This window comes from Ruegeria sp. HKCCD3925, from assembly GCF_057221175.1.
Genome location: NZ_JBWVBI010000004.1, coordinates 268261 through 290988, shown reverse-complemented (window position 1 = coordinate 290988; position 22728 = coordinate 268261). Strand labels below are relative to the sequence as shown.

Here is a 22728-nt window from a genome sequence, read left to right as displayed (position 1 = left end):
TTGTTAATTAACACAACAAGCCAAACTGCCGATGGCGTTTCGCGCGATCAGGGTCTAAAGGTAAACCATGCAGTTCAGTTCACCCTCTGTCAGCCGCACGCCCCCCACGCTTGCAACACTCGTTTTGTTGTCAGGATTGTCGGCGCTGAGCATGAATCTGTATCTGCCCAGCCTTCCCTTTATGGCGACGTATTTTCAGACTGATTACAAGGTGATGCAGCTTTCGATCGCGCTTTATCTTCTGGTCAACGCGGCGCTGCAAATCTTAATAGGACCCATCGCCGATAAGGCCGGACGTCGGCCTGTACTGCTGTGGGGACTCGCCCTTTTTCTGCTGGCAACGCTGGGGTGTATATACGCCCCAAATGTCGAAACCTTTCTGGCCTTCAGAATGTTTCAGGCCGTCATTGTCGTTGGTATTGTCTTAAGCCGTGCGGCTGTGCGGGACATGTACGAACAGGACCAGGCTGCTTCGATGCTCGGATATGTCACCATGGGGATGGCAGTCGTCCCGATGATCGGCCCTGCTGTCGGCGGGCTTCTCGAAGAAACTTTTGGCTGGAAAGCCAATTTCTGGCTGCCTTTCGCTCTTGCGGCGCTGGCGCTGGTGCTGACCTACCAAGACTTTGGCGAAACTGCGGCCGCAAGCGGCAAAACACTGATGCAGCAATTTCGCGAATACCCTGAACTGCTGAAATCGCCCCGCTTCTGGGGCTATTCCCTGTCCTCGGCGTTCTCTTCAGGTGCGTTCTTTGCCTATCTCGGGGGCGCACCCTTTATCGGGACCGAAGTGTTCGGCATGACAGCCGCCGAGGTCGGCATCTACTTTGGTGCGCCTGCGATTGGCTATTTCTTCGGCAACTTCATCAGCGGTCGATTCTCGGTTCGCTTCGGCGTCAACCGAATGGTGCGCTGGGGATGCTGGCTGAATGCAATTGGCGTGGCCCTATCAGCTTTGTTGTTCCTAGTGGATTTGGGAACGGCGCTCAGCTTCTTTGGCCTGATGACCTTCGTCGGGTTGGGTAACGGCATGGCGATCCCGAATGCGACTGCCGGATCGCTTTCGGTCCGCCCGCATCTGGCGGCTACTGCCTCTGGTTTGAGCGGTGCGATCATGTTGGGCGGCGGCGCGGCACTCAGCGCATTGGCGGGCGCATTGCTGACGCATGAGACAGGCGCGATGCCTCTGCTTTGGCTGATGCTGGCAACCGCCGCCCTGGCAATCTGCGCAATCAGCGTTGTTATCTGGCGCGAACGGCAATTGGGTCTGTAGACGGCTTGCGCGACAGGGTTTGCAAAGTTAGCCTGCAGATTCAGTAAAGCTGCAAAGAACCGCCATGGCCACTCAGAAATTATACGCTGGCGCCAAGCTGCGCGAAATGCGCACACGCCTGACCCTCACGCAGAAGGATTTCGCCGCAAAACTGGGCGTTTCACTGCCCTATTTGAACCAGATGGAGAATAACAACCGGCCGATTTCGACGACCGTTGTTCTGGCACTGGCGCAAGAGTTTGGTATGGATGTGACCGAACTCAGCACAGGGGATAGCGAACGATTGGTTTCGGATATGCGCGAAGCACTGGCCGATCCGGTGTTCGCCGAAACGGCGCCCCCTCTGGCTGATCTCAGGCTCACCGCTTCAAATGCGCCCGCGCTTGCACGCGCGTTCATCGAGTTACACCGCGCCTATCGCCAGACCCATGAACGCCTCGCCTCGCTCGACGAGGCATTGGGCCGCGAGGATGCCCGTATTCAGGCCAGCCCATGGGAAGAGGTGCGCGATTTCTTTCACTACTGCGACAATTATATTGACGCCGTTGACCGCGCCGCCGAACGCTTCGCCAGCCGTGCCGATGAAACCAGCGATATTCGACAAGTCGCCCTGAACAGCCTGTCAGAACGCGGCATTCACGTCACTTTTGCCGACACAGAAACCTTACGCAGCTACAATGCTGGTGACAAAACCCTGCGCCTTTCCTCGCGCGCCGCACCACAAACGCAGGTCTTCCAACTATTGCTGCAGGTGGCGTTGATCAGTCAGGATAAGCTGCTTGAAGCAACGCTAGATTTCGCCCGTTTCCAAAGCGATGAGGCCCGCGCCATCGCCAAAATTGGCCTCGCCAACTATTTTGCCGGGGCTTCGCTGATGCCTTACGGCGCTTTCCTGTCCGCAGCGCAAGACTATCGGCATGATTTGGAGCTGCTTAGCAACCGGTTCGGGGCGTCGATTGAACAGGTGGCGCACCGCCTATCCACGCTACAGCGCCCCGGCGCAAAGGGGATTCCGTTCTTTTTTGTCCGTGTCGATCAAGCCGGAACGATCACCAAACGCCATTCAGCTACGCGCTTGCAATTTGCCCGTTTCGGCGGTGCCTGCCCACTCTGGAATGTCCACCGGGCATTCGAGACCCCGGGTCATTTCCTGCAACAGCTAGCCGAGACACCGGATGGCGTCCGCTATATCTCATTGGCTCGTGATGTTTCAAAATCCGGAGGCTCGTTCGGTGCTCCTGTCCGCCGCTACGCCATCGCTTTGGGATGTGAGGTTCGTCATGCCGAAGCATTGGTCTACGCCGATAATCTCGACATAAACAATGCGAGCGCCTACGAGCCCATCGGCATATCCTGTCGCATATGCGAGCGCCAAACCTGCCACCAAAGATCAGTCCCACCGTTAGAGCGCCGCCTGACCATCGACGCCCATAGCCGCGGCACCCTGCCTTATGAGGTCACCTGATCTTCATCTGGCCATATATATCCTGCGAGTCCGGGGGCAGAGCCCCCGCCTAATCCTTAGCTTTTTGACAAGATCGCCCAGATCTCGTCCTTGAGCGCCGCGCGTTTCTTGCGCAAATCAACCTCGGCCAATTCCTCCATCGGCTCAACATTGGTTTCAGCCCGATGCACGGTGCGGTTGACCTCATGATACTCATCCGCAAGTCGGGCAAAATGCGCATCCGTTTGCTTGAGCTGGCTCATCACTTCGAGCTTGTCGGGGAACTCTTCAGCCAGTTCATGCGGGGTATGAGACATCCAGTTGGCTCCTTGTTTCAGCGTTACATCCCAAGGCTAAACATGACTGTCGCACTCCGCTTTGACGCCGATCAAATTCTGAGCGCAATCAACAAGCTTTCAGGATAAATGCACGCCGTGGGTTTTGGATGTGTCAGCGCTGTGCCGTTGCCCATCTCGGACTTATCCAGGGCTGGTCGTTCGCTTTGGGCAGAGGGTCTTTCTGCAGCAAATGGTCCGACATCTTTTCACCCACCATGATCGACGGCGCGTTCAGATTGCCATTGGTGATTTGCGGGAAAATCGAGCTATCGGCGACGCGCAATCCATCCGCCCCAATCACACGCCCTTGCGGGTCGACAACGGCATCCTTGTCATCCGCGCGGCCCATGCGGCAAGTCCCGCAAGGGTGATAGGCGCTTTCGGCATGCTCGGCGATAAAGGCATCTAGCTCATCGTCCGACTGAACCTCCGCCCCCGGTTGGATCTCTTTACCGGCAAAGGGTTTGAACGCCTGCTGTCCAAAGATCTCTCGGGTCAAGCGAATGCAGGTTCTGAAGTCTTCCCAATCCGAATCATGGCTCATGTAGTTGAACCGGATCACCGGCGCGTCTTCGGCTTTGGCGGATCGCAGAGTCACAGCGCCGCGCGAGGGCGACCGCATTGGCCCCACATGCGCCTGGAATCCGTGCCCTTCGGCTGCCGCCTGCCCGTCATAGCGAACCGCCATCGGCAGAAAATGATATTGTATGTCAGGATATTCCACACCCGGTTTCGAACGCACAAAGGCGGCGCTTTCAAACTGGTTCGATGCGCCAAGGCCGGTTTTGGTAAACAACCATTGCGCCCCGATCATCCCCTTACTGATCAGGTTCCAATGCTTGTATAGCGTGATCGGCTGGATCGAGGCCTGTTGGATATAAAGTTCTAGGTGATCCTGCAGATTGGCGCCGACGCCAGGGCGGTCGGCGACCACTTTGATACCGTGCTCAGCCAGGTGCGCCGCAGGTCCAACCCCCGAAAGCATCAGCAACTTAGGCGAATTGATGGACGAAGCCGCCAATACAACCTCGCGCCGCGCTGTGATCACTTCCCGTTTGCCACCCCGGATCAATTCGACCCCGGATGCGCGCCCGGATTCAATAATCACGCGCGCCGCAAGACCCCGGATGATTTCGCAGTTTTGCCGCTTGAGCGCTGGCCTAAGGTACGCATTCGCCGCCGACCAGCGCCGTCCTTTCCAGACGGTCTGCTCCATCGGCCCAAAACCTTCTTGTTTCTCACCGTTGTAGTCGCCAGTGACCTCATATCCAGCCTGCTGACCTGCATCGACGAACGCCTTAAACAGCGGATTTTCACGAGGCCCTCGCGACACGTGCAGAGGTCCATCCGTGCCTCTCCAGGTGTGATCACCGCCATGACCACCATCATGCCAGGTTTCCATGCGTTTGTAGTACGGCAGCACATCTGCGTAAGACCATCCATCTGCGCCCATCTCGGCCCAGGTGTCAAAATCTCGCGCGTGACCGCGCACATAGACCATGCCATTGATCGAAGAAGACCCTCCGATCACCTTGCCCCGAGGGCAAGCAAGTTGACGATTGTTCAGATGTGGTTCGGGTTCGGATTTGTAGCCCCAGTCATATCGCGACATATTCATCGGATAGCTTAGGGCGGCAGGCATTTGGATGAAGGGTCCGGCGTCTGTGCCGCCATGCTCGATCACCAGAACCGAGGCTCCGGCCTCACTCAGACGGTAAGCCATCGCGCAACCAGCAGAACCGGCGCCAACAATGACAAAATCTGCTTCCATATTCGTGTCTCCGTTCACCTTCGGGGCAAGATTTTTCGACGAAAAATCTCTGCACTTCCGACGGGTGCAATTTCAAAAATGTAAAGGATTACTCGCCACGCGGATAACGCTGGCTATCCTCGACATCGTTCAGGTCCATATGATTGCGCATGTACCGTTCAGACGCTTTCTGAAGAGGCTGATAATCCCAAGGATAATAGCCACCCTGCCGCAGTGCCTCATAAACCACCCAGCGCCGGGCTTGGCTGGCCCTCACATCGGCGTCAAAGCGATCCAAATCCCATCGCGCCTCGGATTTAGCACGCAGTGTTTGCAAGGTGCCTGCATGTTCGGGCAGGCCAGCGAGATTTTCCATCTCATGCGGATCAGCCTCGAGATCGAACAGTTGATCGGGGTCCAACGTACAGCGATTGTATTTCCACTTGCCATAACGCAAAGAGACTAAAGGAGCGTATGAGGCCTCGGCGGCATATTCCATTGCAACCGGCGCGGTTCGGTCTGTGCCCTTTGCCAACGGAACAAGGTCCTCACCATCCGTCCAAGGTGAGATTTCAGCCATATCGACGCCCGCCAACGTACCAAGCGTCGGTGTCACGTCGATCGTCGAAACTGGTGTATCGATGCGACCAACTGGAAGATCGGGGGCCGAAATCATGAGCGGCACGCGGGAAGAGCCTTCGAAGAAAGTCATCTTGAACCACAACCCGCGCTCACCCAGCATGTCGCCGTGGTCGGACACGAACAGTATGATCGCCTCTTGACGCGTCGTTTCCAGAACCTCCAGTATCTCACCGATCTTGTCATCCAGATATGAGATATTGGCGAAATAGGCGCGACGGGATTTGCGAATATCCTCGGTCGTTATGTCGAAGCTGCGCCAGTCATTGGCATCGAAAATACGTTTGGAATGCGGGTCCTGATTGTCATATCCCAGATCCGCGATCTGTGGCTCAAGATGCTCACAATCTTTATACAGATCCCAGTACTTGCGTCGCGCCACGTAAGGATCGTGTGGGTGCGTGAAGCTGACGGTCACACACCAGGGGCGATCATCCTTGCCGCGTGCAAGGTCATATAGCTTGGCCTTGGCGTTATAAGCGACCTCGTCATCATATTCCATCTGGTTGGAAATCTCGGCAATGCCTGCCCCAGTGACCGAGCCCATATTGTGATACCACCAGTCGATGCGCTCACCGGGTTTACGATAATCCGGCGTCCAACCGAAATCTGCCGGGTAGATATCAGTGGTCAGACGATCTTCGAACCCGTGCAACTGGTCTGGGCCAACAAAGTGCATCTTGCCGGACAAGCAGGTGTAATATCCTGCACGACGAAGGTGGTGGGCATAGGTCGGGATATCGCTGCTGAACTCGGCGGCGTTGTCATAGACGCCAGTGCGCGATGGCAGTTGACCCGACATAAAGCTCGCACGTCCCGGAGCACAGAGCGGCGAGGCAGTGTAGGCATTTGCGAAACGCGTTGATCTTGCCGCCAGCTTCTTCAGGTTCGGCGCATGCAACCATTCTGCAGGACCGTCGGGGAAGAGGGTCCCGTTGAGCTGATCCACCATCAGGATCAGAATATTCGGCTTTGTCATTTTTCGGCCTCTAGGAAAACTCTCAGTACCCGCAGCGCATGGGTGACTGCCCGCTGCGGCTCTTGTGGGGAATTCAGTGCAGAGTGGATGTACAAACCATCGATCAGCGCGATCATACCTTCGGCAGCCTCGCTCGGGTCACTCATATGTGGGCGCAACGCATGGATCAGGTTCGAGCGGATGCGTGCCTGATAGATTTGCCAGAGCCTCAGCGCATCATCGTTGGTTTGCGCCAAAACATAAAAAGTCATCCAAGCTGCGATAACATCCGGTGTGAAACATGATGGCGCGAAACAGGCGCGAATGATGGCCTGTGCGCGCTCTTCCGGATCTGCCGTACTGAGTTGTGCGCGCGCTTCAGATCCAAAATCCGTCAGGATACGCCGCATCGCGGCTAGGAATATCTGTTCTTTGCCCCCAAAGTAATGATGCGCCAATGCACTGGACATACCTGCGCGTTTGGCGATCTGGCTAACGGTGACATCAAGGGATTTTTGCGCGCCAAGCTCGGCGATCGTCGCCTTGACGATCGCGTCCCGCCGGATCGGCTCCATTCCGAGTTTTGGCATCTTCGCCTCTTCGCCATACCTGAGTGCAAGGAAGGCTAAGCGGTTTTTATTGACTCGTCAATCAATAACGGTTCTTGGTTTCGCCGGTGGGGTCTCAGAACCTTGCGGCGGTGTGCCGCCACGGCTCAGCACGGCTTCACGCCAGGTGATGAAGCTGACGGCAGCCAGGATCAGAGTGCCTCCTGCAATTACCCAGATGTCGATGCGTTCATGGAAGGCCAAAGCGCCGAGCAAAGTGGCCCAGATCAGCTGCAGGAACGTCACCGGCTGGGTCACGGCCACCGGGGCAGCCTGCAATGCAAGCGTCATGAAATAGTGTCCCGCAGTCGCAAAGCTGGCGACGATGAAAAGTATACCAAGATCGCGCAGGCTGGGCGGCTCCCAAACCGCGACGGCGAAAGGGATAAGCGCGATGGTGACCCATATCGAAAGATGGGCAACAACGGCTGAGGGACGGATATCACGGACCATGACTTTGGCCAGCAGATAGGAACCACCAAGCGCTAGTGCAGCCGCCAGCATCGCTATGTGACCGGGCAAAATCTCGCGAAAGCCCGGGCGCAGGATGATCACTACTCCAATCACAGCAACACCAATCGCGGCGATACGACGAAAAGCTAGCTTTTCACCCAAGAACAGTGCCGCACCCACCGTGACGTAGATAGGTGTCATGTAATTCATCGCGGTCACCTCGGCGAGGGGGATGCGCGTCATCGCAAAAAACCAAAGCATGACGGCGATGGCGTGGACCATTCCGCGTAGTCCAAACAGCGTTAGATTGCGCGGGGTCAATGGAGTTCCGAGGATCGCCCGGATTGCGGGCAAAAGAAACACCAGACCCAGGACATAGCGCAAGAATGCCGCTTGAATGGGGTTCATGCTGGTTCCCAGAACCTTCACCAGCGCATTCATGCCCACAAAGGACAGCCCGGCCGCAAGCATCCAAAACATGCCAACAAGCGGGCGGTGCTGATCATTAGGTGAGGTCATACAAACGGTTGAACACCGAATTCTGATCCGGGACAACCCTTCACATGATAACAAGTTTCAACGCGATCATAAGCATCACGATTCCGATGATAAAATCAAGAATCTGCCATGCGCGCGGGCGGGCAAAAATCGGTGAAAGCACTCTGGCACCGTAGCCGAGCGAAAAGAAGAAAACGAAACTCGAAGTCATCGCCCCTATCGCAAACCCCATGCGATCTGAATATTGGGCCGATATCGACCCGATCAATACGACCGTATCCAGATATACATGGGGGTTGAGCCAAGTGAAGGCCAGCACGGTCAGCATGGCCGCACGCAGGCTGGTGCGCTGCCCTGTTGCGGTATCCATCACCGCCCCACCTTGCCAGGCAGACCCAAAACTTCGTAGGGCGTACCAAATCAGAAACACCGCCCCACCATAGCGCATCACCGTTTCAAACCATGGCGCGGCCTGAGCCAGGGTGCCGAACCCTGCAACACCCGCCCCGATCAGTATCGCGTCAGACACTGCGCAGGTCAGGCACAGTGCAAAGACGTGCTCGCGCCGCAGGCCTTGGCGCAGAACAAAGGCGTTCTGAGCGCCTATCGCCAATATAAGGCTAAAACTCAGGGCAAACCCGGCAATCATTGATGGGAACATGCAGCCTCCTGTCGATGCTCGTTGACTACATGGCCAGTGTGAATCTATCAAATTAATGATGATTACCCAGATTAAGTAACTCTAATGCTCCTCGACCCTCATCAGCTATCAGCATTGGCGGCGATCTTGCGACACGGCAGCTTTGAGGCCGCAGCCGCAGAGCTATCCGTCACCCCGTCGGCTATTTCGCAGAGGATCAAGGCGTTGGAGGATCGTGTTGGTGCGGCCCTCATTCATCGCGGCACCCCATGCACCGGCACTCCGGCGGGTCTGCGGATCGCCCGTCATGCCGAAGATATCGGTCTGTTGGAGGCAAAGCTGGCGCGAGAGCTGACTTTGGATCAGCGTGAAGGTCCGGTACGGGTTCGCGTCGCGCTACCGGCTGACAGTCTGGCCACATGGTTTATCGACGCGATGGCGCGCGCCGAAGACATACTGTTCGACCTTGTAATTGACGATCAGGACCATTCGGCTGACTGGCTGCGGCGTGGCGACGTAAGTGCGGCGATAACGGTGGGTGGTCAGAACATTACCGGATGCGATGCCATTGCGTTGGGCACTTTGCGCTATTTGCCGACCGCGAGCCCTGGCTTCATGCAACGGTGGTTTTCTGATGGGGTTTCCGCCAAATCCCTGGCACAGGCCCCCTGCTTGACCTTTAACCGCAAGGATAATCTGCAGAAATCCTGGATATATGCCCAGACAGGCAGCCGTCTTTCGCCACCGTCTCACTTTCTGCCGTCCACAAATGCCTTTGTTGACGCGGCAATCGCCGGATTAGGATGGGGTATGAACCCCGAAAGCCTTGTAAGAAGAGCGATCGCAAATGGGCAGATCTGCGAAGTAATCCCCGATGCGCCGCTCGATATCGAACTGACCTGGCAGATCGGGCGCGTCCTTGCCCCCGCCCTTGCACCCTTGACCCAAGCGGTACGCCGCGCGGCAACGCAGCAACTGATCGCACCGGCGGCACATTAGGCCTGCGACTCTGAAGCCTTTTGCGGTTTCGCGATGCGGTAACAGCTAAATGCCGCCCAGATGCTGGCCAGCACGATAAACACGATGGCAGCGGCAACCTCGTGCATATGTGCAACCGCAGCCAAAATTGCAGACAGTGCAACGGCAGCGAGTCTGCAGATGGATTTGATGGCTGCTGCGCCCTGAATACGTTGTTCCTTGGGCGCAACATCTAAAAAATACAGCTGGCGCGCACTGGAAATTCCAGTTGTCGCCACCGAGACGACAAACAGGGCAATGGCGTGCAAGTGAACTTCGTGATCGATACCGGCATAGTGGAACGCCAACAAAACGATCCCTGTCACTGCGACCAACAAGTTGCCCGCGACCATCACGGTACGGTGTGATTTCATGTTCACCAGTTGCCACAAGGGTGCCGAGACCAGATAGCCGGACGCGGATGAGATGATCATGGCCGTCAAACCCTTGGCCGAGTTGTGATGTGCCTCGGCAGCGATGAGCGCAAAAAACGGAACCGACAGCGACACGACAACCAAAGGAAGCCGCAGAGCCATATAGCGCCGGAACCATGGCTGTTCGAACATACTTACGATGCCGGAGATGATGTTCTGCAGCGATTGACGTCCTGCACCTTTAGGTTTTCCATTACCGGATTCATCGGGGGCGATCTCGGCCATGCCGAGAATGCATAATGCTGAAAACAAGAAAAACACGACCGAGGCCGCAATCACCGCGGAATGCCGCGAGAATGGCGGGTACTCTTTCGTGATCTCGTGTATCAGCAACACCAAGCCGATGGCACAAAGACCTCCCGCGCCCAATTGGAGATAACGGATAACCATCCGGGATTTCGATTTCAGATGATCGCCCAACAGGTCAGACAGCATCAGGGATTGGCTTTCTTCAATAAGCCCAATCATGAAAAAGGCGATCACAAAGGCAATGGCCGTCAATGAGACACTGCCGGTAGCCGCGATCAAAAGGGCCATCAGAAGGCAACCGCCAATTCCGATCTCGGTCAGGGCAATCCCGCGTTTCTTCCGCGCCTGCGCAGCAATGGAGCGGGCGAAAAACACGTCCGAGATCATGCTGCCAACCATGCGGATCGACACCAATGCACCGGCAAGGAACATCGGTAACTCCAGCGAGACCGCAAGGAATGGCAATACGATAGACGGGCTGCCCAAAGTCCACGCCACCTGGGAAAGGATACTTTGGCTAGCCAGAACCGGGACATTTCGTCGGGCCGGATCAGTCGATTTACTCGCCATTTGCGATGCTCTGCATGATGTGCCTACGGTTGCCTTTCAGGTCCTTCAGCCTCAATGATCTGAGTTTAATCGCAAGAGGCTTCAGGACCAAGGCTTGTGTAAGACGCGCAACTGCAACAGAAAAACCCGGCCGCTGGGCCGGGTTTGGTTCATCTGGCGTTTGTCCGGTACATCAGAGCTGCGCCATAACCTCGTCGGTCGCTTCGAAGTTAGTGGTCACGCGCTGAACGTCGTCGTCGTCTTCCAATGCATCCACCAACTTCATCAGCTTTTGCATGTCTTCCAGACCCAACTCGGTCGTCGTTGTCGGCTTCCAGACCAGCTTGGTGGATTCGGATTCGCCCAGCGCCTCTTCCAGCGCGTTCGACACATCGTTCAGGTCCGTATCTGCACACCAGATGATGTGACCGTCATCCGAGCTTTCGACATCCTCCGCCCCGGCCTCGATCGCGGCTTCGAAAATCGTATCCGCATCGCCTGCGTCTGCCTGATATACAACTTCGCCCTTGCGGTCGAACATGAACCCGACCGAGCCGGTTTCACCCAAGTTTCCACCATTCTTCGAAAAGGTCGAACGAACAGTCGAGGCGGTACGGTTCCGATTATCGGTCATCGTTTCAACAATCACGGCCACACCGTTGGGACCATAGCCCTCATACCGGATTTCTTCGTATTCATCGCCCTCACCTGCTACGGACTTCTTGATCGCACGGTCGATCACGTCCTTGGGCACCGAATTCGACTTGGCCTCTTTCACCGCCAGACGCAGGCGCGGGTTCTTGTCGGGATCGGGGTCGCCCATCTTGGCGGCGACCGTGATCTCTTTCGACAGCTTGGAAAACAGTTTGGACCGCGCGGCGTCCTGACGTCCCTTGCGGTGTTGGATATTGGCCCATTTGGAATGGCCTGCCATGGTGCGTCCTCGTCATCGTGATTGCGTGTTTGGCGCTCATATAGACGTTTGCGGGGCAAAGGATCAAGAGAGCGGCTTGCCCTGTCTTCGCCCGTGACTATGGTGGCGGTATGACGACAGATCAGATCATTCTTTTTTCCCTTTTCATCGCCGTTTTCGGAATGCTGCTCTGGGGGCGGTTCCGCTATGACCTTGTAGCATTTACCGCCTTGATGATCGCGGTCACGCTGGGTGTGGTGCCCGTTGACAATGCCTTTGCCGGGTTCGGGCACCCGGCCACGATCATCGTGGCGTTGGTGCTGGTGGTTTCTGCCGGTCTGGTGCGCTCGGGTGCAGTGTTCATGATCACGCGCACGCTGGTCGACGCATCGCGCGGATTGGGCGCGCATATCGCGCTAATGGGCGGCATCGGGGCGATCCTGTCGGCCTTCATGAACAACGTCGCGGCGCTGGCGCTACTGATGCCAGTCGATATCCAGACCGCGCGCAAAGCGGGGCGCCCGGTCGGCCTTAGCCTGATGCCGCTCAGCTTTGCGACGATCCTGGGAGGGATGGCCACGCTGATCGGTACGCCGCCAAATATCATCATCGCTTCGATCCGGGCCGAAACGCTGGGCGAACCGTTTCATATGTTCGATTTCGCACCGGTGGGCGGGTTGGCTGCAATTGCGGGGCTGGCGTTCGTCGCGCTGATCGGCTGGCGCCTCCTCCCCAATCGCGGCGCGCAGGAAGAAACCTCGGAAGTTTTGGCCGAATACATCGCCGAACTGACGATCCCGCCTGAATCGCCCCATATCGGGAAACGGGTCAGTGAGCTCTATGAGGCCGCCGAGAAATCTGACGTCGCTATCATCGGCCTGATCCGGGACGGAAAGCGACGCTATGGTCGATCAACCCACGCAACCCTGCATGAAGGCGATGCGCTTGTTCTGGAAGCACGCCCCGAAGCGCTGGATGAGTTCCGCGCCGCGCTCAATCTGGATTTCTCGGACGCCCGTCGGCAGGAGGTTTTGACTGCCGAAGGCGAAGGGCTGGAAGTGGTTGAAGTCGTTGTCCCCGAAAGCGCGCGCATCACTGGGCGAACTGCACAGGCGTTAGGACTGGCCTGGCGACAGAGTACAGTCCTGATGGGCATTTCACGCCAAGGGCGCCGGATCACCAGTCAGGTTCGCAAAACCGAGGTCGAGCCCGGCGACATCTTATTGCTGCTGTGCCCGCGCGATCGAGCACCCGATGTCACTGAGTGGCTCGGCTGCCTGCCCTTGGCCGAGCGCGGCTTGAATGTAACCGCGAATGAGAAAGCCTGGCTTGCCATCGGCCTATTTGCGGCTGCCGTGTTGGCGGCCAGTATCGGGCTGATCTATCTGCCGATCGCACTGGGGTTCGTGGTCGTAGCCTATGTTCTGACTAAGATCATGCCGATTGCGGATATCTACTACCACATCGAATGGCCGGTGGTTGTATTGCTGGGGTCAATGATCCCACTGGGCAGCGCGCTTGAAACCTCGGGCGGAACCGAGTTGATCGCCAACGCCTTGATTCAGCTGACCAACGGCCTGCCCGCCTGGGCAATCCTGACCGTACTGATGGTCGTGACGATGACCCTGTCCGATGTGTTGAACAACACAGCCACCGCCATTGTCGCCGCCCCGGTTGGCATTCAGATGGCGCGCACGCTTGAGGTGTCGCCCGATCCGTTTCTGATGACGGTGGCCGTTGCGGCGTCTGCCGCGTTTCTGACGCCCATTGGGCACAAGAACAATACGCTGGTGCTTGGTCCCGGAGGATACCGTTTTGGTGATTACTGGCGCATGGGGCTGCCGCTGGAAATCCTGATCATCGCGGTCTCGATCCCCGCGATCCTTGTGTTCTGGCCGCTTTGATGGCTAAAGGCTGTTTATGAAACGCTTTCTGATCCTGCAACTGCGCCCGGAAACCGATGCATCGGATGCCGAATATGCCTCGATACTGGACAAAACCGGGCTGAGCCCTGCGCAAACTCATCGCATCCGGCTGGATTGCGAAGACCTGCCCGAAGGGCTGGATGTCGTCGATTACGCTGGTGTCATCGTGGGTGGGGGTCCCGGCTGCGTCAGTGACGATCCGACCACCAAATCCGCGCTGGATGCAAAGATCGAAGGCGCGATCATGAGACTGATGCCCCAGATCACGGCGAAAGATCACCCGTTCATGGGCTGCTGCTATGGCTTGGGTATTCTCGCCGTACATTTGGGCGGAGATGTCAGCAAACGGCAATTTGGCGAACCGGTCGGACCGTCCGACTGCCGTCTGACAGAGGATGGCGCCCAAGACCCCTTGACCGCAGGCCTAAAGCCGAAATTCGAAGCGTTTGTGGGACATAAGGAAGCCGTACAGTTACTGCCGGATGGCTGCGTTCATCTGGTAGCGTCTGACCCCTGCCCGTTTCAGATGATCCGCTGGGGGCAGAATGTCTATGCCACCCAATTCCACCCCGAAGCGGACGCCAAAGGTTTTGAGCAGCGGATCAACATCTACAAGGACCACGGCTATTTTCCGCCAGAGGATGCGCAAAGCTTGATCGATATGTGCCATGCCGCAGACGTTACGGAGCCGGGTGAAATCCTGCGCCGGTTTGCTCAACGCTACGGGTGACCCAACGGCGTTGTTGCCTGATCTACGACCCCTCGCATAGGCTGGCCCGAATGACTTTGGGAGGAGTTGTTCTTGGACCTGCTTATCAACGTTGGCCTGCCCATTTCGCTGGCCATTATCATGTTGTCACTGGGGATCGGGCTAGAAGCCGCCGATTTCCGCCGGGTTTTGGCGCGGGGGTACCCCTTCGCCATTGGCGCCATCAGTCAAGTTGTGCTGATACCATTGGCTGCCTTCGCGACGGTCACTCTGTTCGGACTGCCCGCTGAAATCGCCGTGGGTGTCATGCTTTTAAGCTTTTGCCCCGGTGGGGTCACCAGCAACATCCTCGCAAAATTTGCCAAGGGTGATGTGGCGCTGTCGGTCAGCCTGACAGCGGTGATCAGCCTGCTGTCCATCGTGACCGTCCCCATTCTCGCCGCATGGTCCATAGATCATTTCATAGGCGAGGCCGCACCCAAAGTTTCGATCAGCGCATTAGCCACCGCGCTGTTCCTGATCACGACCCTTCCAGTCGCCATTGGCGTCGCCATACGTCACTTTGCAAGGGGGTTCGCCATTCGGGTCGACGGCCCGCTTTCGACGCTCGCATCGATACTGTTCGTGCTGATCGTCGCGGCGGCACTGGCCGGAAACTGGCAGTTCTTCATCCAAAACCTCAGCTCGATTGGGGCAGCTCTGATCGCGTTGAACGTTGCGCTGTTGCTGATCGGTCTGGGGCTGGCGCGCATCGCCAATCTGACATGGAGTGAGGCGAAAACGATCTCGGTCGAGACTGGCATTCAGAATTCGGCGATGGGAATTACGCTGGCAGCTTTGATCACCGGCACCACGACCGGCTTCAGCCCACTTGCCGTTCCTGCCGCCGTTTATGGTATCACGATGTATGTGGTCGTAACCCCCTTCATCCTTTGGTTCCGCAGCCGCTGAAAGGACATCCGATGACCAATACCACCGCAGATGCGATCGTGATCGGAGGCGGCCTTGCGGGCCTCTCGGCGGCGGCCGAATTGGGCGACCGGGGCAAGCGGGTGATCGTGCTGGATCAGGAGCCCGAGCATTTTCTGGGTGGACAGGCGTTTTGGAGCCTCGGCGGCCTGTTCATGGTCGACACCCCCGAGCAACGTCGCATGGGCATCCGCGACAGCCACGATCTGGCGCTGCGCGACTGGATGGGCAGCGCGCAGTTTGACCGCGATGAAGACAACTGGCCCCGCAAATGGGCTGAAGCCTATGTCGAGTTCGCCGCAGGTGAAATGCGTCCGTGGCTGCATGACATGGGGCTGCGCTGGTTTCCCGTCGTGGGCTGGGCCGAACGCGGCGGTTCTTATGCGGACGGACATGGCAACTCGGTCCCGCGCTTTCACATCACTTGGGGAACCGGCCCAGGTGTACTTGAGCATTTTATCCGCCGCGTCCGCGCGCATGTCGACGCCGGCTTGATCCAATTGAAGTTCCGTCACCAAGTCAGCCACATCATTATGCAAAATGGTTCTGCCAAAGGCGTGTCAGGGGAAGTCCTGGCCGATGACGGCATTCAAAGAGGTGGCAAGACCAACCGGGACGAAGTAGGCGAATTCGAAGTCTATGCCCCTTCGATTATTGTCACCTCTGGTGGGATCGGTGGGAATTTTGAGATGGTGAGACAGAACTGGCCCCGCGACCGGCTGGGTGAACCGCCCAAAGATATGGTGGCAGGCGTTCCGTTTCATGTCGATGGCCGCATGATCCCGATCAGCGAGAAAGCTGGCGGACATGTCATCAACGGTGACAGAATGTGGCATTACACCGAAGGGGTGCGCAATTGGGATCCGATCTGGCCCGCGCACGGTATACGTATTCTACCCGGCCCAAGTTCGATGTGGTTCGATGCGCGCGGCAATCGCCTACAACCCCCTTGCCTGCCGGGGTTCGATACGCTGGGAACGCTGAAAGAGATCCTGAAAACCGGATATGAATACAGCTGGTTCGTTCTGACCCAGAAGATCATCAAAAAGGAATTTGCACTTTCGGGGTCCGAGCAGAACCCGGATTTCACTTCGGGCAGCTGGAAAGAGGTGATCCGTCAGCGCATCCTGTCTGGCACCAAGGCGACTGGGCCGGTCGAGGCGTTCAAGGAAAAGGGCGAGGATTTCGTCGTCGCCAACACGCTGACTGAATTGGTCAGCGGCATGAACCAATTAGGCGGGGGTCTGATAGACGAGACGCATCTGCGCACCCAGATCGAGGCACGGGATTCTCAGGTCGACAATCCGTTTTCCAAAGACGCCCAGATGATGGCCATCCTTGCGGCACGCAATTATCGGGGCGACAAGCTGATCCGGACGGCCAAACCGCACAAGTTCCTCGATCCATCAAACGGCCCGCTAATCGCGGTCAAGCTGCACGTACTGACCCGCAAGACACTGGGCGGGCTGCAGACCAATCTGGACAGTCAGATGATCGGCGCCAATGGACAAATCGTCCCCGGCTTGTTTGCAGCCGGAGAGGTCGCGGGCTTTGGCGGCGGCGGCTATCACGGGTACAACGCGCTAGAGGGCACGTTTCTGGGCGGTTGCATCTTCTCGGGTCGCAACGCAGGAAGGTCCCGCGCAGTGGCCTGATTACTGGGTGCGCACGAATTTCAGTATCGGCTCACCTGCAGCATCGAGCAAAACCATGCTGTCGCCGGCAACGGCATAGTTCGTCACGTTTTGCAGGGCAGCAAAGAACTGATCCTCGACCTCGTCCAACTCTGGCGGGCACGCCATTAAAGTCGCGGCCATATTGTCTGGAAACTCAAGGCTGTTGCCGGTGATCTCGGCTTGCCCGGAAAACCGGTTGCAACCGCCCGTGCCACCGAACGCACCACCTTGGGCGAAGGAAAGCTGAGGCGGCCGTTTTGTGTCGAGCACGGTTCCACCGATACCGATGGCTGTCCACTCAGTCCCTTCCAGGGCCGCGGGGCTCTGAGCACCGGCCTGCACCAGCACAAGATCTGCCGAATTGCCTTCGCCGTTGGTCAGCACGGGATGGACCGTATCCGTCGTAAACAACAGCTCACCCCCGCGATAGATCGATCCGCGTACTGCATAGGTCATACCCTCGCGGATCAGCGCGTCATCAAAAGTCAGCTCAAATTCCGAGGGCACTCCGTTCAACGCATAGCGTTGCGCCGCCAGCGTGACCGCTGCCGCATCGGCCCGAGAGATATCCTGCAATTCGACAAATAGCGTCGCATCCGGTGGCAGGGCGATCCGTTCACGGTAGGTTGCCGTGCCAGTGACTGTTCCTGCCGAGCTTTGGCTGCCCAGCAAGGCCAATACGATTGCTCCGGCCACAATGGCCTGCCCGAGTTTTGGAAAAGGCATGATCCCATCCTTTCACATTCATCTTAGGCAAAAAGATTGTGACGATATCGACATTTACAAGGCCCGAAACACCAGGTCGGCGAATCCGTGCCAGTGTCAGAGCGGCCAGATGAACGGAATAAGAAGTGACGCCAGCAGACCCACAGTCAGGTTCAGCGGCACACCAACTTTCAGAAAATCGGTGAATCTGTACCCACCCGGGCCATACACCATCATGTTGGTCTGATAGCCAATCGGCGTCGCAAAGGATGCCGATGCCGCCACCATCACCGCGACCACCAGCGGGCGCGGATCAATTCCTACAGCCTGAGCCAGAGAGATCGCGATAGGAGTGACCACCACCGCCACGGCGTTGTTCGAAACCAATTCGGTTAGCACCGAGGTCAACAGATATACGGCCCATATGATCAAGAAAGGTGGCAACATGCCCAGCGCCGGTGCGACCGCTTCGACAATCAGTGTAACCGCACCCGATTTATCGAGCGCAGCCCCAATTGCGAGCATGGAGAAGATCAGGGCCAGCAATCGGCCTTCGACAAATGAGAACGCCTCATCCGCGTCGATACATCGGGTCAGCAGAACCACGGCAACGGCGATGATCGACAACAGCAAAATCGGTGCCACGCCCAACCCCGCCAGGGCGACGATCCCGACCAGCGCACCGATGGCTATGGGCGCATGGCTGCGGCGAAACGCTCGTGCCGAAGGTTGCGTAACATCGACCATATCCATATCGGCGGCCAGCTTCTGGATATCCGCAGGCGAGCCCTCTAACAGCAGCGTATCCCCGACACGCACGGTCAAAGCATCCAACTGACGCCCGATATTCTGGTTCCTGCGATGAACCGCCAGGACGTAGACACCATATCGGCGACGTAACCGCATCGCACCAAGCGTTCGACCGACCATACGGCAGCCCGGCGTGATCAGAACCTCAACTGTCTTGGTCTCAACGGCTGAGACCTGATCCACGCGCTTGAGTTCCTTGTTGCTTTGAAGACTCAGCAATTCGGTCATCTCGGTGCGCAAAACTACCCTGTCGCCCACTTTCAGCGTCACCCCCTTGAGGTTCCGCCGCAGCGAGTCATCGCCTCGGATGACGTCGATCAGGCGCACACCGGGGCGCTTGAACAGCTGAACGCCGGTCACTTCGCGGTCGATCAGATTGCTGTCGGGTGGGATAACCGCCTCAGTAAAGAACTTCATCTTGGACCGGTCGCTGAGCATCTCGGCCATGCTGTCACGCTCGGGTAGCAGTCGTGGCGCAATGAAGCGCAGGTACACCATACCGTAGATCACCAGCGCTATGCCCAGCGGGGTAACCTCGAAGATTGAAAACGCCGTCATACCCTGTGCGCGGGCCACACCATCGACCAACAGGTTAGTCGAGGTGCCAATCAGCGTCAGCGTACCCCCAAGGATCGCCGCATAGCTGAGCGGGATCAACAATTTGGACGCCGAAACGTTCAGCGTGCGGGCGATCTGGATAAAGACCGGGATCATTACAACGACAACCGGTGTGTTCGACACCACCGCCGAAGCGACGACGACAAACGCCATCAATAACCCGATGGCAAACCGAGGGTTCACCTGCGCCTGCTTCTGCGCGAGCGAGGTGAAGGCATCAAGCGCTCCGGTGCGCACCAAGGCACCCATGATGATGAACATCGCGCCGATGGTCCACGGCGCGGGATTCGAAAGGACTGCAAGCGCACTTTGATAGGGCAGGATACCGGTTGCCAGCATCAGGGCCGCCCCGCCGATTGCGACAACTTCGGTCGGATAGACCTCGCGCAGAAACATGATGAACATGCCCGCTACGATCATCAGCGCCAGAATTGCGCTGCCCATCTCTGTCAGTTGAAGGAATTGCATTCTTGGTATTCTGTCCGAACCCTGATCTGGCATACGCGCCTAATTGGTAGTTTCACGTATTGCGTGCGGCGGGGCAAGTCTGACGTGCTTTTCAGGGTGTAGACTGCTGCAACCGCCCGCCAACACGAATCATCTGCACGGATTTTGCGCTTCCATCGCGGTCATCGGTTTCGACAAAAACTCCGCTCAAGGTCGCCTCACCGGTCGCAGGCGTAAACCGCGCCTTGGGCATCCCGGTTATGAACCGGCGCATCGGTTCCTGCTTGTCCATTCCGATGACCGAGTCATAGTCGCCGCACATCCCGGCATCGGTCAGATATCCTGTACCGCCCGGCAATACCTGCGCATCCGCGGTAGGCACATGCGTATGCGTCCCAACCACAAGGGTCGCGCGTTTGTCGCAATAATGGCCCATCGCCATCTTCTCGGACGTTGCCTCGCAATGCATGTCGACGATGATCGCCTGCGCCTGGCCGCCGCGTGGGTGCGATTTCAGGATCGGTTCAATGGCCGAAAAGGGATCGTCAAAGGGGCGTTTCATGAAGACCTGCCCTAACACCTGCACCACCAGAACCTTGCGACCGCCCGGCGCGGTGAACAGTCGATGCCCCCGCCCCGGTGCCCCTTTGGCATAATTCAACGGACGCACGATGCGAGGTTCTTTCTCAATAAACTGCAGCATGTCTTTCTGGTCGAAAGCATGATCGCCCAGGGTGATACAATCGGCCCCCGCGTCCAAAAGCAGCTTGGCGTGGTCCCCGCTCAGCCCCATTCCGTTCGAGGAGTTCTCGCCGTTGACAACGACAAAATCCAGCCGCCATTCGTCACGCAGGCGTGGCAGATGCTGCTGGATGGCGGCGCGACCCGAGCGCCCCATGACGTCACCAAGAAACAAAATCCTCATGATTGCGGTCCTAGGGGCTGGAAGTGGCAATAACAAGGCAGAAGCAAACAATCACTCAGCCTGAAGCCTGCCAATGTAAAGGAAATCGCGATCGCGCATAGCGAGGGATAACTTAGAAAGTTAGCACCCGGCTTTCAGTAATCACCATATCGAGTGGTTGATCGGTCGGCTCCAGCGGCAGATGTTCGGCTTCCTGCGCATCAAAGGCAAATCCTATGGCAAGCGTCGGGCGCTTGGCGCGCAACCCTTCAAGCGTGCGATCATAGAAGCCGCCGCCATACCCCAAGCGGCCACCCTGCGCATCAAAGGCAACCAGTGGCACGATCAGGATCTCCGGGTCGAAATAGTCATCGATCTCGGGCACTTTCGCGCCGAAGGGTCCATCTTTCAGCATGCCCTCAGGCGTCCATCGAGAGAAGCGCAAGGCCTGCCCTGCGGCCTGAATGACAGGCACGCCCACTGGGCCATATGCAGAAGCCTCGGCCATTGCAGGCAGCGGGTCGATTTCGGTGCGGATCGGCATGTAGCCGGACATGGGAACACCGCGATGACCCGCCAAAACCTCGGACAAGCGCCCGGCCGCGCCCGGGATGCGCATATCAAACGCTACCTTGCGTCGCGCGAATGCCGCCTTGCGCGCTGCGGCCTTGATTTCGGTCAGATCGGTTGTCTCGTTCACAATAGCACCACGCTGGCAAGCCCCAGAAAGATGAAGAACCCCATGACATCCGTTGTCGTGGTCACAAAGGTTCCTGACGCCAGCGCCGGGTCAACACCCAGACGGTCCAGCACGACCGGTACTACCGTACCAGCAAAGCCCGCGATGATCATGTTCACGACCAGCGCAGATCCGATCACGACACCCAGCAGCGGGGAGTCGAACCACATCATCCCGACGGTTCCCAACACGATAGCGAAACACAGCCCGTTGAGCATTCCCACCAGCAGTTCTCGCCGGATCACGCGCCCTACGTTCGAGCCGGTCAGGTCGCGTGTTGCCAACGCCCGCACTGCAACGGTAAGTGATTGGGTCCCGGCATTGCCCCCCATCGAGGCGACGATCGGCATCAGGATCGCGAGCGCCACCAGTTGATCAATCGCGGCCTCAAACTGAGAAATCACCAGCGATCCGCAAATCGCCGTAACGAGATTGACACCAAGCCAAGGCAAGCGGCGCCTACTGGTTGCCGCTACACTATCGGACAGAGAGCTTTCGTCCGAGACGCCCGCAAGACGCAGCATATCCTCTTCGTATTCTTCGTCCAGGACCACCATCGCATCGTCGATGGTGATGACACCGACCAAACGACCGTCGCCATCAACGACGGGAGCCGAAATCAGGTGATACTGATTGAACGCATAGGCCACGTCCTCTTCATCCTGTTCGACGGGGATGGTGTAGAATTCATCCTCGGCAATGTCCTGCAGCGGCACCTCGCGCCGGGTTGCCATCAACTTGCCCAGCGTGACCTGAGCAACCGGTTTCAATCGCGGGTCAACAAGTATGACGTGATAGAACTGTTCCGGCAAATCGTCGGTGGCACGCATGAAATCGATGGCCTGCCCCACGGTCCAGTGATCGGGCGCCATGACCACCTCGCGCTGCATAAGGCGGCCAGCAGAGTTTTCTGGATAAGATAGGGCTTGCTCTGCCGCGACGCGTTCGGAGTCTTCAAGCGCGCCCAGGATTGTTTCTTGCTGCGGCTCTTCAAGGTCTTCCAGAAGGTCAACAACGTCATCACTTTCCATATCCCGAACGGCTTCGGCCAGAACGTCCGGTTTCAGGACATTGATTACTTCTTCCCGAACTGACTCGTCGAGCTCCGACAGGATATCGCCGTCGAACTCTTTGTCATACAGCCGGATCAGGCGCGCACGGTCGTAAGGATTGATCTGCTCCAGAAGGTCAGCGATATCGGCCGCGTGCAGCGGCTCCATCAGCTCAATCAGCTTGGCACGATCTTCGACATCAACCGCATAAAGGATGGCCGCAACGGTTCGCGGGTCCAGCGCATAGGCGTCCTCATCGCGGGGCTGATCGGGTCTGGCTTCGTCGTTGCCTGTCGTCATGCGCTGCCCCTCTTTCTTGTCGATTGCCCCTAGATAGAAGAAGCAGCTACCGGAAAACAATGACAATGGTCCAATTTACCCGCATCTTTCGCGCCCCTATGCTGGTTGGCG

General features: G+C 57.6%; 20 protein-coding genes. 7 read left to right on the top strand and 13 right to left on the bottom strand.

Features of this window, described 5'->3' with window-relative positions:
- Positions 1–67 precede the first annotated feature (67 nt).
- Both AC2TEM_RS11560 and AC2TEM_RS11555 read left to right on the top strand, forming a co-directional pair.
- Complete coding sequence (locus AC2TEM_RS11560) at positions 68–1273, top strand: multidrug effflux MFS transporter (RefSeq protein ID WP_170420747.1); 1206 nt, start codon at positions 68–70, stop codon at positions 1271–1273.
- A 64-nt stretch (positions 1274–1337) separates the two neighbouring features.
- Complete coding sequence (locus tag AC2TEM_RS11555) at positions 1338–2738, top strand: helix-turn-helix transcriptional regulator (protein ID WP_170392156.1); 1401 nt, start codon at positions 1338–1340, stop codon at positions 2736–2738.
- A gap of 56 nt (positions 2739–2794) precedes the next feature.
- On the opposite strand, the gene AC2TEM_RS11550 is transcribed toward AC2TEM_RS11555, so the two are convergent.
- From AC2TEM_RS11550 to AC2TEM_RS11525, 6 genes are all read right to left on the bottom strand, one after another.
- Positions 2795–3034, bottom strand: a complete 240-nt coding sequence (locus AC2TEM_RS11550; RefSeq protein ID WP_170392158.1) for an HP1242/YdcH family protein — start codon at positions 3032–3034, stop codon at positions 2795–2797.
- 133 nt (positions 3035–3167) lie between these two features.
- Positions 3168–4826, bottom strand: a complete 1659-nt coding sequence (gene betA / locus AC2TEM_RS11545) for a choline dehydrogenase (RefSeq protein WP_170420744.1) — start codon at positions 4824–4826, stop codon at positions 3168–3170.
- An 88-nt stretch (positions 4827–4914) separates the two neighbouring features.
- On the bottom strand, positions 4915–6423 hold the full coding sequence (gene betC, locus AC2TEM_RS11540) for a choline-sulfatase (RefSeq protein WP_170401539.1): 1509 nt from the start codon (positions 6421–6423) through the stop codon (positions 4915–4917).
- The gene (betI, locus tag AC2TEM_RS11535) at positions 6420–6992 is read right to left on the bottom strand and encodes a choline-binding transcriptional repressor BetI (RefSeq protein ID WP_170392164.1); all 573 of its coding nucleotides are present in this window, start codon (positions 6990–6992) and stop codon (positions 6420–6422) included. Before betI ends, betC begins: the two co-directional genes overlap by 4 nt.
- Before the next feature lie 57 nt (positions 6993–7049).
- Positions 7050–7982: a DMT family transporter gene (locus tag AC2TEM_RS11530; RefSeq protein ID WP_170420742.1), complete on the bottom strand. Its 933-nt coding sequence runs from the start codon at positions 7980–7982 to the stop codon at positions 7050–7052.
- A 40-nt stretch (positions 7983–8022) separates the two neighbouring features.
- Complete coding sequence (locus AC2TEM_RS11525; protein ID WP_170420740.1) at positions 8023–8622, bottom strand: LysE/ArgO family amino acid transporter; 600 nt, start codon at positions 8620–8622, stop codon at positions 8023–8025.
- 84 nt (positions 8623–8706) lie between these two features.
- On the opposite strand from AC2TEM_RS11525, the gene AC2TEM_RS11520 reads away from it, so the two are divergent.
- A complete protein-coding gene (locus AC2TEM_RS11520; protein WP_170420738.1) occupies positions 8707–9600 on the top strand; it encodes a LysR family transcriptional regulator ArgP in 894 nt (297 codons plus the stop codon).
- Here AC2TEM_RS11520 and AC2TEM_RS11515 read toward each other — a convergent pair.
- On the bottom strand, positions 9597–10871 hold the full coding sequence (locus AC2TEM_RS11515; protein ID WP_170420736.1) for an MFS transporter: 1275 nt from the start codon (positions 10869–10871) through the stop codon (positions 9597–9599). The two genes, AC2TEM_RS11520 and AC2TEM_RS11515, sit on opposite strands and share 4 nt — an antisense overlap.
- A 172-nt stretch (positions 10872–11043) precedes the next feature.
- Positions 11044–11784 carry a YebC/PmpR family DNA-binding transcriptional regulator gene (locus tag AC2TEM_RS11510; protein ID WP_170392173.1) on the bottom strand — a complete coding sequence of 247 codons (741 nt, stop codon included), beginning with the start codon at positions 11782–11784 and terminating at the stop codon, positions 11044–11046.
- Between the two features lie 110 nt (positions 11785–11894).
- Between AC2TEM_RS11510 and AC2TEM_RS11505 the strand changes: the two genes are divergently transcribed.
- The 4 genes from AC2TEM_RS11505 to AC2TEM_RS11490 all read left to right on the top strand — a co-directional run bounded on the left by AC2TEM_RS11505 (position 11895) and on the right by AC2TEM_RS11490 (position 17021).
- Positions 11895–13667, top strand: a complete 1773-nt coding sequence (locus AC2TEM_RS11505; protein ID WP_480856194.1) for an SLC13 family permease — start codon at positions 11895–11897, stop codon at positions 13665–13667.
- 16 nt (positions 13668–13683) lie between these two features.
- Positions 13684–14418: a glutamine amidotransferase gene (locus tag AC2TEM_RS11500; RefSeq protein WP_170392177.1), complete on the top strand. Its 735-nt coding sequence runs from the start codon at positions 13684–13686 to the stop codon at positions 14416–14418.
- A 72-nt stretch (positions 14419–14490) separates the two neighbouring features.
- A complete protein-coding gene (locus AC2TEM_RS11495; RefSeq protein ID WP_170392179.1) occupies positions 14491–15348 on the top strand; it encodes a bile acid:sodium symporter family protein in 858 nt (285 codons plus the stop codon).
- 11 nt (positions 15349–15359) lie between these two features.
- Positions 15360–17021 carry an FAD-binding dehydrogenase gene (locus AC2TEM_RS11490; RefSeq protein WP_170392181.1) on the top strand — a complete coding sequence of 554 codons (1662 nt, stop codon included), beginning with the start codon at positions 15360–15362 and terminating at the stop codon, positions 17019–17021.
- Here the strand turns inward: AC2TEM_RS11490 and AC2TEM_RS11485 are convergent, their stop codons facing one another.
- The 5 genes from AC2TEM_RS11485 to mgtE form a co-directional block, all read right to left on the bottom strand.
- Positions 17022–17768 carry a YbaY family lipoprotein gene (locus AC2TEM_RS11485; RefSeq protein WP_170392183.1) on the bottom strand — a complete coding sequence of 249 codons (747 nt, stop codon included), beginning with the start codon at positions 17766–17768 and terminating at the stop codon, positions 17022–17024.
- 96 nt (positions 17769–17864) lie between these two features.
- Positions 17865–19643: an SLC13 family permease gene (locus AC2TEM_RS11480; RefSeq protein WP_170392185.1), complete on the bottom strand. Its 1779-nt coding sequence runs from the start codon at positions 19641–19643 to the stop codon at positions 17865–17867.
- 91 nt (positions 19644–19734) lie between these two features.
- Positions 19735–20547 carry a TIGR00282 family metallophosphoesterase gene (locus AC2TEM_RS11475; protein ID WP_170392187.1) on the bottom strand — a complete coding sequence of 271 codons (813 nt, stop codon included), beginning with the start codon at positions 20545–20547 and terminating at the stop codon, positions 19735–19737.
- 112 nt (positions 20548–20659) lie between these two features.
- Complete coding sequence (locus tag AC2TEM_RS11470) at positions 20660–21226, bottom strand: 5-formyltetrahydrofolate cyclo-ligase (protein WP_170420732.1); 567 nt, start codon at positions 21224–21226, stop codon at positions 20660–20662.
- The gene (mgtE, locus tag AC2TEM_RS11465; protein ID WP_170420730.1) at positions 21223–22617 is read right to left on the bottom strand and encodes a magnesium transporter; all 1395 of its coding nucleotides are present in this window, start codon (positions 22615–22617) and stop codon (positions 21223–21225) included. The genes AC2TEM_RS11470 and mgtE overlap by 4 nt, the downstream gene beginning before the upstream one ends.
- Positions 22618–22728 lie beyond the last annotated feature (111 nt).